Genomic DNA, 11031 nt, shown 5'->3' on the forward strand with positions numbered 1-11031 from the left:
ATAAACCCATAAGCACACATTTGTATGCATTACGTGTTTACATTGCACACTTTTGTGTGCTTTATTAAATGTACATTGACACAAACAAGGTACAATTTATGTCACAACATGACTGGCACCCAGCTGATATCGTCGCGGCGATTAGAAAACAAGAACTTACCCTCAAAGAACTTTCTATTGCCAATGGCCTAACTCCGAGAGCTTGCTCTTCTGCCATGCACCGCCCTTATGAAAAGCCTGAGAGAGTCATTGCAAATCAACTTGGTGTTCACCCAAAAGAAATTTGGCCATCTAGATATCACGAGAATGGTAAACGAAGACGTTTCCTTCACAGCAAAATGGTAGCAAATAAATCTTTAAAGAGCACAAAAAACTCCTTGAGTGATGCTTCTAATTTGAAAACAAACTTAGCTGTTGAAGAGTAAGGCTAATGGAGAACTTCACTGTAAGAGAAATTGCAAGTGCACTGGATGTAACGCCGCGATGGATTAGGAAGAGAGCAACGAAAGAAAGTTGGGTGCCAGTCTCTAGCGACGACAATGACACCTCAGTTGTGAAATACAACTACCACACTCTCCCAGAGGATATAAAAAGTACATTGAAGACTCACTACGTTAGCTTACGTAGTATCGAAGAAAGAGCTACTCAAGCAGCAAACTTTGAAATAGAAAGAGATAAACTTGCTCAAGAACGGTCGAAAGCTGTCCACTCTGATACAAGTGAGTTGATCAATCTTGATGACAGGACTAAAGCTGCGCTTCTAATTGTTAAGTACGCGCGATCTTCGATTACTGAAAGTGGGAAGATATCGTCGTTCAAATGCTTTGTGGATGCATACAATTCTAAATCCGTAGAGCTCAATGAATCAGTCTATAAAGTAATACCAAAACTGAGTAATAGAACACTTCAGCGTTGGGAAAAGGCATATGAAAAAAATGGTATAGAAGGACTAAAGGCCAATTATGGGAAGAATAAAGGCAAGGGAAAGATAGACAGTACATCAGAAATGTATCGGTACTGTGTCGCGCTAATCCACCAATTCCCACACATTAAAGGCCAGCGTTTGGCGGAGCTTTTAAAAATGGAATTTGGTGGAAAATACCCAACGCCCTCACCTTCTTCGTGCCGCGATTGGCTACGTAAATGGAAAGATGAAAACAAAACCACTTTCCTATCTCTTATGGATGCCAGTGGCTGGCAGAACAAACACATGGCAGCTTTTGGCAGCCGCAGTGCAGGTGTTGAACGCATCAACCAACTTTGGGAATTTGATAGCACACCAGCCGACGTAATGCTTACCGATGGTAGATACTCAATTATTGGTGTAATTGATGTGTTTACACGACGTGTAAAAGTCGTTTTAAAACCTACATCGAATGCCGAAGGTATTGCACTTTTAATCCGCAATACAATCCTTGATTGGGGTATTCCAGAAGTCGCTCGAACAGATAATGGGGCTGACTATTGCTCTGCGCATATCTTCGCGATATGGGATGCACTTGGTATACACAACCAAATTACCAATCCTTACAGCGGCTGGGAAAAACCCTTCATAGAACGTTTCTTCAGAACGTTTAGCCACGGTATTGCCGAGATGCTATCGGGCTACATCGGTCATAACGTTAGTGATCGTGAAAAGATAAATGCTCGCCTAAGTTTTGCTCAGCGCTTAATAGAGCGACGAGAAAAAGGCGCAGATAAAGTCGCACTTGATGTATCCATCTCATCAACTGACTTCGAAAAATTCATTAACTCTTGGCTTGATTACCACTACGACCATACCGAGCACAGTGAGCTTAAGTGCACACCATTTGAGAAATTCACTCAGCATCAACAAACCATAAAACGCTTGGATAACGAGCGGCTATTGGACGTTTTACTTGCACCGGTACCCAGCCAAAAAGGATTTAGAACCGTTGGTAAAGAAGGTATCAGCGTTGAGGGTGTTGAGTACATTCACGCGGAACTTGGCGCTTACATTGGTGAGCGTGTTCACTGCCGCTTTAACCCCGATGATATTGGCAAAATTTATGTTTTCGATCCGGTAAAGCGAGAGTTCATTTGTGAAGCGTTCAATCCGGAGTTGGTCGATAACGAAATTACGATGAACCATGCACAAGAGGCTAAGCGGATACAGCGCGCCAGGCTCCGCAGTGAGCGCGACGCAATCAAGCAAGCGTCCAAGGAATTCGATGTATCAGACGTTGCACAAAAGTTCTTGGCTTATCGAGAGTCACAGACTCAAGGGCTCAAATCGTTCCCTAAACCATCGAAGCAAGTTTCATCTGGGATCATAAATTCTATTTCGCATGCAGAGCCAAAACAGGAAGGTTATTCAACTGCACGAAAAGACGAACTGGCTCAACGCAGAGACGAGCTCAATGCTATCGAAACCATTCGAAACAGTGGTGAGCCCATTTATCAAAACGAACACCACAAGGCTCGCCATTACACACAACTTAATATTGATGGCCGCTTAGGCCCAACCGAAAAAGCGTGGCTACATCAATACCGACGTGACAACCGACGTTCGGCGCAAATGTTAGACAAACTTTTCACATCAGAAAGCAAAGGAAATAAACGATGAAGGCAATCACAGCAAAAACTAAAAACGTCATGGCCGCATTTGACGCCTACCAGACCGTTGAGCAAGCAGCGCAAGAAGGCTCACCCGCCATGGCCTTATTCTCGGGCCAAGCTGGGTTAGGCAAAACAACTGCAGGTGCGTTTCTGTTTGTTCAAGCTGACGGCATTTTAGTGCGCTGCTTAAAAAGCGACACAATGGGCACGCTACTAGAGCGACTAGCACAGGACTTAGGGCTAGATAAACGTCAGCGAAAAGCGGACATGATCAATTTCATTGTTAGAGAACTGGCGCTCACAGGCAAGCCGCTCTTTATTGATGAAGCGGACTACCTCGCTGACAAGACTGAAGTGCTAGAAACCATCCGTGACATTTACGACTTGTCTGGCGTGCCCATTGTTTTAATCGGGTATGAACACCTTCCAAAAAAGATAAAGCGTCTTCCGCAACTGTTCGGACGCATTAGTCAGCATGTGCAGTTTCAAAAGGCTGACGAGGAAGACATTTCAATTATGGCGAGTGAGCTGGTTGAGCACACGGCAATTGCACCCGACTTACTGCAAGAACTGTTAGATGCCTCTAAAGGTAACTTTCGTCGCATCACCACTGGCCTTGCGAGCATAGAGAAGTTCGCTAAGTCGAACAGCTTGAAAACCATCGATGCTGATCAATGGGCGGGCCGTCAATTCTTCCCCGTCGCGGAGTTGTAAATATGCGAGAGACCCTCAGCCAGCGTAGCTGGGAGTGGATAAAGAAACAGCCTGATTTTCACAGTACCGACTTAGCGAGAGCAATGAAAGTACCGATGCCAAAAATCAAGACTGTCATGGATGAGTTTGTAAGAAATAAATACGTTAAAGCGGTAAATAAATCGGCAAAACCGTATGTCTATGAGGCAACGGGTAAGGAGCCTAGTTTTAACAGAAGTAGGCCTAACCCGCACCCTAAGGCAAACGCAAGACAAAGAATATGGCAAGCCATTCGGTTTCTAAACAGCCAGTTTACCGTTGAAGAAGTGCAGGCAGCTGCAAGTACTAGCCGCCAAAACGTCACTCGATTTATCAGTGACTTAGTTAAATACAGATACGTAGTAAAGACACGCAACCAGCGGAGCAAAGGGCTGCAAACAGGTCCGCGCGTCTGCAAGTATCTTCTTATAGAAAATACTGGGCATAAATATCCAGTGATCAAAAAGTCGGGGCTTTGGGACCAGAACCTTAAACAACTTGTTAAGCCCGACAAGGAGAGATGAGCATGGAGTGGTTCGCATTATTGTTGAAAAAAGTCAAGGAGCTGGGCCGACGTCAGGTTGAGTTAGACACGGGCATGAGTAAGACCACGCTTTCGCAGGTACTCAATGAAAAGTATCCAGGAAGCATTAGCAATATTGAAAAGAAAGTACTGGCAGCGTACGCAAATTTAACAGTGACCTGTCCAGTGCTTGGTTCAATAGCGGTTAAACGCTGTTTAAACGAACAGATAAGACCGTTTTCGGCAAGTAACCCGCAGCGCGTCAGGCTTTTTAGAGCGTGCCAAAACTGCATACACAGGAGCAAGCAATGAACGCTTATAACACTGCTTTTAAGAAAAGAGTGGATAAGGCGAGCCTGGCGATGACGCACCTCATCAAACAAGGGTGTGCCATCACTGGCCTGTCTATCCAAGACACATCCACCGTTATCAATATCCTCCCGCCAAGAGATAAGCGGGTTAAAGGAACACTGATTTCAATTACGGGAACGCACACTGGCCGCTGTCACATGATGGCTACACGACTATACGGCTGCACTGTGCAATGGCACTTAACCAATGAAGAACCACAACAGGAACTAAACGCATGACATCTATCGACAAGCTTTATCAAATTGCCAAACCAGAAGCCCCGACTGGGTTTATGGAAGATGGTGAGGGCAACCTACGCCGCAAAGACCGTATCAAGCCGCTTGAGATTGAGCGGGACAAATTAACAAGAGAGTTATTTCTTAACGCAATTTTGGTGCATGACGAACTACAAGCGTTCACAAAAAAGTTGAAACGAGACGTTGCTGAGTTTGTAAGTCACGCAATGAAGAATTATGACAAACGCCTGGGCGGCACCAAGGGCAATGTCACGCTTTATAGTTTTGACCGTCGCATAAAGATTGAGCGCAGCCGTCAAGACAGATTGTGTTTCAACGAAAACCTTGTAGCCGCAAAAGCAATGATTGACGAGTGCATCAAACGCTGGTCAAAAGGCAGTAACAAGAACCTCCAAGCCATTGTGCAAGGCGCATTTAAAACCGATAAGCACGGGCGCTTTAGCGCTGCCAAGGTACTAAGCCTTCGCCAACACAACATTCAAGACGAGCAATGGCAACTGGCCATGACCGCACTGGCTGACGCCATTGAGGTTGATAGCAGTGCTGAGTACTTCCGCATTTATTTCCGTCTCGAAGATGGCACGTATCGCCAGCTTGCCCTGGATATCTCAGACATTACTACTGACACCAACAAGGAGTTAAAAAATGAGCAACCAACCGAAAGTGCTTAGCCGAACCCACATTGGCTCGAAACGAGAGCTAGCCGAAGCCGTTGCGCAGCTGCCGCCAGACGTTGATGGCGTAGAAGAAACTTACGTGATGAACGTGTATCACGACGAAAGCAACAACGAAAAGTGGCTAGAAATAATGCCAGCTAACTAACGAGCGGCCCTTCGGGGCCCTTAACCAAAGCCTTGAACGTTCAGGGCTTTGTTTAGGGAAAGGAGAAAACCATGCTACGTCTTTGTTTATTTATGATGTTTCTTTACGCCACGGCGTATTGCTTTTACTTCGGATACAACTGGGGAGGTGCGTTTTCACTTTTAGTTGCAGCGTTGCTGTTTGCTCAAGCGTTTTTTCAAGGCGCGGCTGACAGCTTGCCAATCGGAGACGAATAAATGTCTATCAAGCGCGGGTTAATTACCAAAATTCATGTCGCAAAAGCGCAGCTCAAAATGGATGAGGACAGTTACCGCAACTTGCTTCAACGCGTTACAGGGACGAATTCATGTGCAGGCATGAACGTAGAACAGCTTGAGCGCGTCATGGACGAAATGAAAGATAAAGGGTTCAAAGTCAGAAAAGCATCTTCTGGACGCAGACTGTCACCCAAGTCTAAAGGTACGGGAATAGACAAAATACGTGCTATTTGGATAACCATGTATCAGCAAGGTTTTGTGCGAGACGGTTCTGAGAGTGCATTAGACGCCTATGTGTCTCGCATTGTTAACGTGTCGCACGTGGGCTGGCTGAAAGATGAGAGCTTGGCACAAGTACTGGAGTCACTAAAGAACTGGCATCGACGTGAGATGGCAATAAAACTCATTGCTGAAGGGTACACCGTGTTGAAAGGGCATAGAAAGGTGTGGAGTACAGAAAAAGCGCCTTACGAGTATGTAAAAAGCGCTTTTGAGGAGCTGATGCCGTGAGCAATCAAGAGCAGTTCGATTTTGATGATGACTTTGACTCACTATTGGAGCACCTGCCGGATTTAGCTGACGACAAAGCACTAGCCATGGCCAGATACAAAGAGCACTTGTGGGCATTGGTTTTAATTTGTGAGCGCCGCCTTAAAAAGGCAAATATCGAAGATAACAAGGCTTACAAGCTTAGCTGCCAACTTATCGCAGAAATAGCGCATTACCAAGGTGGTGAGTGTAGATACTTACCACGCGGTGAGCGCCTTCAACAAGAACTACGAGACATTCAAATGTTTCGTTTGTGGCACAACCACAACTGGCCAGTAGAAAAGATACGAAAAGAATACTGTCCTGAACTCAATCAAATTCGTGTTTACGAGATTCTGCGCACCAAGCGTGAAGAATATCGCAACAAAATCCAACCACAGCTTTTGTAGGTGAAACGATGACTCTACAAGTACTCGGCCACACCATTACGCAATTACAGCTCAATGCCATTTTAGATGGCAGAGGAATTGAGAGCACTCGCGAGTTGGCGATTAGAAGCAAGTTACCCGCAACTGTCGTCAAAGAAGTGGTGCGACGTGTTCAGGTGGAGGGCTTAAGGGTAACGCCAGTATTAAACAAACTGCTTTACGGCGGTAACAACAAATTATCAGGAGAAATACCAGTGATAGAAAAAGAAACCGAGTCTGAAGATATTCCAATGGACGAATTGTTTGGCTGTGTGGAGCTTTCTAAACGCGGCTCAAAGCTTTTATTCAAACTGTTTGAAAGTTTAACCAAAGACCATTTGATTGCTGCTGGCTTTACAGATGAAGACATTGAACATTTTGGTGGCGTGTATCACACCATCAAATACCAAGCGCTAGAAGAACTCTAATAAGAAAGGACCAATAAATGCTCCAAATACTCACACAAGCAAGCCTGTGCGAAGCTGATTTTAATCAAAAGATAGATTTCGTTATTGAAGGCTTCATCACTAAGCGCATGATGACCATGGTGTATGCCGATGGTGGGAATGGCAAAAGCTGGTTAGCGTTTGCGCTGGCTAAGTACTGTGCTCCCCGAATGAAACAAGTGTTCTACTTAGATTTTGACAACCCTCTAAGTGTATTGAAAGAGCGCAAGGTACACGAACTGCTTATCGCACCTCATGCAAACTTGCACTATGTGCAACGTAGCAAAAGCCCCCTGCCCCCGTTCGAGCTTTTAAGAACGTTGGCAGAAAACGCAACTGCCAATCAATTTGAAAACATGATCTTCTTTGTGGACAGTCTTCGAGACTTCGCCGATGTAAACAACGAAGCCAAAATTGGACTGGTAATGAACCTACTAAAAGATATTCGAGAAGCGGGCGGTACCATTCTTATACTCGGCCACAGCAATAAAGACGGGCGCAATTACCAGGGCAGTAATGCAATTCGAAATAGCCTAGACAATATGTATCAGCTTAAGAAGCGAGAGCTTGCTGAAGGCGTAGGTGTGATTCTTGAGGTCAGGAAAGAACGTGCCGCCATTGTCGACAAAGCATTTGATATCGACCCGAATACGCTAGACCTAGAAGAGGTAGATTTAATTGAAGCGCAAGCCTCAGAACAAGACCTTGAGTTTGTAAACCAGGTTAAGCACGTGTTAGTTCGAGAAGGCCAAGTTGGAAAAGGCGACCTGCTTAACGCCGCTGGATATGCCAAAGATGATAAGACCGCTCGCGCTAGACTAGAAAAATACGACGGTATTTACTGGAAAAGCTCTAAACGCCACACTCGCATATTTTACCAGTTGTCGTAGTTGTAGTTGTTGTAGCCACCCCTTAAGGTAAATTAAGTAGTAGTCTGCTCCTTGCAGTTGGAAGATAAAGTAGTCCGCAAATCGCTGGCATGAGTATTATCGCATCCACTGAGAGAGAGAAATTTTCGGTATCTCTCACGCTTTTTTGCAAGGAGTAATGCAAATGGAAAACACCGAACTTTTTGATGAGCTAGACACTTTGATTTTATGCCAGGAGGCTTTGATCGAATTGTTGAGTTCCGTACCAGAAGGTATATGTTCAACACACAAGCTTGCCGTTTTACTTCATTACCTTCAGTCACAGCAAGTAAGCCTGATAGAAGCGTTAAAACGATGAACGTCAGCCCGCCAAGTGCGGGCTTTTTATTTACAGAACGTGTTTAAATTTGACTGAATTCAAAATGCGATCCATTCTACTGGCTTTTAAAAGGAGTTTAATATGTTTAGAACTATCGTGTTTCTTTCTGCTTTAGCCATTGGCGCTTGTTCAAATACGTCTGGGCTAGCCCCAAAAGTCAGTCATTCTGGTTTTGATAATTCAAAAGTCGTTAATATCGCACCGCACGGTAACGCTTGCACTTACATGACTTGCACTGGCTTCGGTCTTCAATGGAATAGTAAGTATCCAGATGATGCTTTTATGATCGTTCAAGTATTCAATAACGTCACTCCAATTTTTGGTGCGCAGTTAAATATTGACGGTGACATTATCACGTTAAAAGAAAGCCAACTTGTTTCGAGTTACGACGTCGATGGCTATACGCGAAACAGTTCGAAAGCTTTTTCAGTGAGTCTAGAAACCCTTGAGAGCATTGAAAACGCCAATAGAGTGTGGATGCGAGTTGAAACGCCCGACGGTACAATAGAGGACGCTATCATAGACAATGGTAAAGATAGTAAGTCATACCATGCGCTCAAACGTTTTTTACTTGAAGTTAAAAGTTAACCTAAACCCAGACTAATCCCACCTATCTCACCGCCATCGCTACGATGGCGGCATGAACCAAGAAAATCTCACTTACTACTACGGCCTTAAGTCGAAAATTCAAGCTCTTTCTTTAGCACATCAAGTTTGTAATGTGTTGGGCCATGGCTCGACTGGCTGTGCTACGAACCTGCTGCTTGAAACTGCAGCAGCTGAAACGTGCCTTGGCCTTTATGAAGACCCGACGCCTGGCGGTGCTGGCATGGGCTTAAATCAGCACGATTTAATCGGGTTTCAAGACATCATTAGCCGCACACCCATGCGATTGGTAAAGACTATTCATATGCACTTCGGCTACGACATTCGAAAGCTGGTGCATACCGATTTGGCCAATGACCCGCTTCTTAGCTTCATATTCTGTCGTCTGCACTATCGCTTACGGCCAGAGCCAATCCCTTCGTCATTGCGAGGTCGCGCGGAGTACTGGAAACAGTTTTACAACTCAATGGCAGGTAAAGGCACAGTTCAACACTACTTAGACAATGCTCATGCATATCTTTACTGCCTAACGCCTTCAGACTTGAGCACACCACCATGCCCGTAAGCAAATTTAACCAAGAATGGTTTAACACGGGTCGCCGTGCTCGTTTTAAAGCCGAGAAACAAGCGAGAATGTCGGGAACCCTTACGCTGTTACCTGAAAGCAGCTATCGCGCTACTGCTCATTGGTACTGGCGGCAGGGCTGGAATAGTGTGACGCGCCAAGAGCTGGAAGCTTACCTAAATAATGGTGAGACACCTCAGCGACTGAATGCCGAGCAACACATTACTAAAATACGTAAACAACTTGGAGCACATGCTTAATGTCTGTATTAGCCACTGCAGGAATTTCAGCCCTCATTAAATATGGTCCGTCACTGATTCGCATTCTTGGTGAGAGTAAAGGCGGTACGACAGAGCAAGTCGCACACACCATTGCTGATGTCGTAGAGGCAGTTAACGGCGACACATCGCCTAGTAGCGTAGCCAAGGTAAAGGCCACCGTAGACAGCTTGCCGCCCGAGGTTGTAGGCGAAATTGAGCTAGGGCTAGCACAAATTGAAGCCGAGCGAGAGAAAGCCAGGCTAACTCATGATTTGGGGATGCATACTCAGCAGCAAGAAACCCTGCGTTCGGGTAAAGAAATTAAAACATTTCGCCCTGAAATAGCGTCAAGGCACAGCTGGTTCACAGTGGCGTATATCTTTGTAATGGAGTTGCTCAATGCCTTCGACCATGGCAGTGGTGCCAATTGGGAGATAGCGCTACTTATCGCTTCGCCAGTGCTTGCTTGGTTTGGCTTTAGAACATGGGATAAGTTCAGCAAGCAGGGAGCCAGCTGATGGATGCAGCGGATATGGCAGATAAAGCCAGCGCCCCTTTTAAACGAATGGCCACGCGCTTTAGGCCTAACCAAGTAACACCTACACCACCCATTAAAACTGATGAGCATGGCGCACCTTTATGCGTGCGCTGTGATGCCGATATAACTCAACGCCGCAGAATAATAGTCGATGCTCAGCGCTGCGCCGATTGCCAACAAGATGTAGAGAACGGGAATCGATAGCATGGAACATGTAGTAAGCCACCTTAACGACAACTGGAAGATTTATTCGTTCTTTGTATCAGTAATGCTGATGGCTGGACTTTATTGGCTGAGCAAGTATTTCGCGACAAAGACAGAGTTAGCAGCGCACGTTAACAGCCAGGAAGAGCGCTTCAAACTAAACGAACTGAAGTTCAAAGACCATCAGATTGAGCACTACAAGCTACGCGATAAGGTGCATGAAATTGACAGCCACGTTAAGCACCTTCCAAGTGCCGGAGAAAGCGCCGCCCTTCGAGAAGAAATAGCCCGTTTAAATGGACGATTAGAAGGCATGGAACCTTTGTTTAAACAGGTGTTAAACAACGTAAACATACTTTTTGAAAACGAGTTGCGCGGAGACAAGAACTAATGGCAATCGCAATTATAGTAAACGAACACGAGCGCTTAAGCATCTTGCACTGCCTAGCAGCAATGGATGACTACGCCGCGAATAACAGCATTATTCAAAGCATATGTGCACAGTACGGCAACACAATGACCATCGATAAGCTAGGCACTCAGCTTCATTGGTTGAAAGAGCAAGGCTTAGTCACCTTAGACCATCATGAGAGTTACACCATAGCCCGCATTACACAGCGCGGCCTAGACGTTGAACGAGGCCTTGCCACCACACCAGGTGTTAAACGCCCAGGACCGAGGTAGCA

At 45.5% G+C, this 11031-nt stretch carries 21 protein-coding genes; all 21 read left to right on the plus strand.

Annotated elements, in window-relative coordinates:
• Positions 1–98: 98 nt before the first annotated feature.
• The 21 genes from F0261_RS02255 (at position 99) to F0261_RS02355 (ending at position 11029) form a co-directional block, all read left to right on the plus strand.
• Positions 99–425, plus strand: a complete 327-nt coding sequence (locus F0261_RS02255) for a helix-turn-helix transcriptional regulator (RefSeq protein WP_014976469.1) — start codon at positions 99–101, stop codon at positions 423–425.
• A gap of 5 nt (positions 426–430) precedes the next feature.
• Positions 431–2587 carry a Mu transposase C-terminal domain-containing protein gene (locus tag F0261_RS02260; protein WP_171337117.1) on the plus strand — a complete coding sequence of 719 codons (2157 nt, stop codon included), beginning with the start codon at positions 431–433 and terminating at the stop codon, positions 2585–2587.
• The gene (locus F0261_RS02265; RefSeq protein ID WP_014976467.1) at positions 2584–3294 is read left to right on the plus strand and encodes an AAA family ATPase; all 711 of its coding nucleotides are present in this window, start codon (positions 2584–2586) and stop codon (positions 3292–3294) included. Before F0261_RS02260 ends, F0261_RS02265 begins: the two co-directional genes overlap by 4 nt.
• A gap of 2 nt (positions 3295–3296) precedes the next feature.
• The gene (locus F0261_RS02270) at positions 3297–3836 is read left to right on the plus strand and encodes a hypothetical protein (protein ID WP_014976466.1); all 540 of its coding nucleotides are present in this window, start codon (positions 3297–3299) and stop codon (positions 3834–3836) included.
• Between the two features lie 2 nt (positions 3837–3838).
• Positions 3839–4147 carry a hypothetical protein gene (locus F0261_RS02275; RefSeq protein WP_014976465.1) on the plus strand — a complete coding sequence of 103 codons (309 nt, stop codon included), beginning with the start codon at positions 3839–3841 and terminating at the stop codon, positions 4145–4147.
• Complete coding sequence (locus F0261_RS02280; protein ID WP_014976464.1) at positions 4144–4425, plus strand: hypothetical protein; 282 nt, start codon at positions 4144–4146, stop codon at positions 4423–4425. Before F0261_RS02275 ends, F0261_RS02280 begins: the two co-directional genes overlap by 4 nt.
• Positions 4422–5114 carry a DUF3164 family protein gene (locus F0261_RS02285; protein ID WP_171337118.1) on the plus strand — a complete coding sequence of 231 codons (693 nt, stop codon included), beginning with the start codon at positions 4422–4424 and terminating at the stop codon, positions 5112–5114. Before F0261_RS02280 ends, F0261_RS02285 begins: the two co-directional genes overlap by 4 nt.
• Positions 5089–5265: a hypothetical protein gene (locus tag F0261_RS02290; protein ID WP_171337119.1), complete on the plus strand. Its 177-nt coding sequence runs from the start codon at positions 5089–5091 to the stop codon at positions 5263–5265. Before F0261_RS02285 ends, F0261_RS02290 begins: the two co-directional genes overlap by 26 nt.
• A gap of 71 nt (positions 5266–5336) precedes the next feature.
• Entirely contained in the window at positions 5337–5501 is a 165-nt protein-coding gene (locus F0261_RS02295; RefSeq protein ID WP_171337120.1) for a hypothetical protein, read from the plus strand.
• Positions 5502–6032, plus strand: a complete 531-nt coding sequence (locus F0261_RS02300) for a gp16 family protein (RefSeq protein ID WP_171337121.1) — start codon at positions 5502–5504, stop codon at positions 6030–6032. It begins immediately after the preceding gene.
• On the plus strand, positions 6029–6460 hold the full coding sequence (locus tag F0261_RS02305) for a Mor transcription activator family protein (RefSeq protein WP_171337122.1): 432 nt from the start codon (positions 6029–6031) through the stop codon (positions 6458–6460). The genes F0261_RS02300 and F0261_RS02305 overlap by 4 nt, the downstream gene beginning before the upstream one ends.
• A gap of 8 nt (positions 6461–6468) precedes the next feature.
• Positions 6469–6906: a hypothetical protein gene (locus F0261_RS02310; protein WP_171337123.1), complete on the plus strand. Its 438-nt coding sequence runs from the start codon at positions 6469–6471 to the stop codon at positions 6904–6906.
• A gap of 17 nt (positions 6907–6923) precedes the next feature.
• Positions 6924–7814, plus strand: a complete 891-nt coding sequence (locus F0261_RS02315) for an AAA family ATPase (protein WP_171337124.1) — start codon at positions 6924–6926, stop codon at positions 7812–7814.
• Between the two features lie 163 nt (positions 7815–7977).
• Positions 7978–8151: a hypothetical protein gene (locus F0261_RS02320; RefSeq protein WP_157160413.1), complete on the plus strand. Its 174-nt coding sequence runs from the start codon at positions 7978–7980 to the stop codon at positions 8149–8151.
• Between the two features lie 102 nt (positions 8152–8253).
• Positions 8254–8760, plus strand: a complete 507-nt coding sequence (locus F0261_RS02325; RefSeq protein WP_014976457.1) for a hypothetical protein — start codon at positions 8254–8256, stop codon at positions 8758–8760.
• Positions 8761–8812: 52 nt separating this feature from the next.
• Positions 8813–9343, plus strand: coding sequence for a hypothetical protein (locus F0261_RS02330; protein ID WP_171337125.1), 531 nt, complete (start codon positions 8813–8815; stop codon positions 9341–9343).
• Complete coding sequence (locus F0261_RS02335; RefSeq protein WP_171337126.1) at positions 9334–9603, plus strand: hypothetical protein; 270 nt, start codon at positions 9334–9336, stop codon at positions 9601–9603. The genes F0261_RS02330 and F0261_RS02335 overlap by 10 nt, the downstream gene beginning before the upstream one ends.
• On the plus strand, positions 9603–10121 hold the full coding sequence (locus F0261_RS02340; protein WP_171337127.1) for a hypothetical protein: 519 nt from the start codon (positions 9603–9605) through the stop codon (positions 10119–10121). Before F0261_RS02335 ends, F0261_RS02340 begins: the two co-directional genes overlap by 1 nt.
• On the plus strand, positions 10121–10345 hold the full coding sequence (locus F0261_RS02345; protein ID WP_014976453.1) for a hypothetical protein: 225 nt from the start codon (positions 10121–10123) through the stop codon (positions 10343–10345). Before F0261_RS02340 ends, F0261_RS02345 begins: the two co-directional genes overlap by 1 nt.
• Position 10346: 1 nt before the next feature.
• Complete coding sequence (locus tag F0261_RS02350; RefSeq protein ID WP_014976452.1) at positions 10347–10736, plus strand: DUF2730 family protein; 390 nt, start codon at positions 10347–10349, stop codon at positions 10734–10736.
• Complete coding sequence (locus F0261_RS02355; RefSeq protein WP_171337128.1) at positions 10736–11029, plus strand: hypothetical protein; 294 nt, start codon at positions 10736–10738, stop codon at positions 11027–11029. Before F0261_RS02350 ends, F0261_RS02355 begins: the two co-directional genes overlap by 1 nt.
• The last annotated feature ends 2 nt before the right edge of the window (positions 11030–11031 follow it).

The organism is Alteromonas sp. 07-89-2 (assembly GCF_013113925.1).
Taxonomy (GTDB): Bacteria; Pseudomonadota; Gammaproteobacteria; order Enterobacterales; family Alteromonadaceae; genus Alteromonas; species Alteromonas macleodii.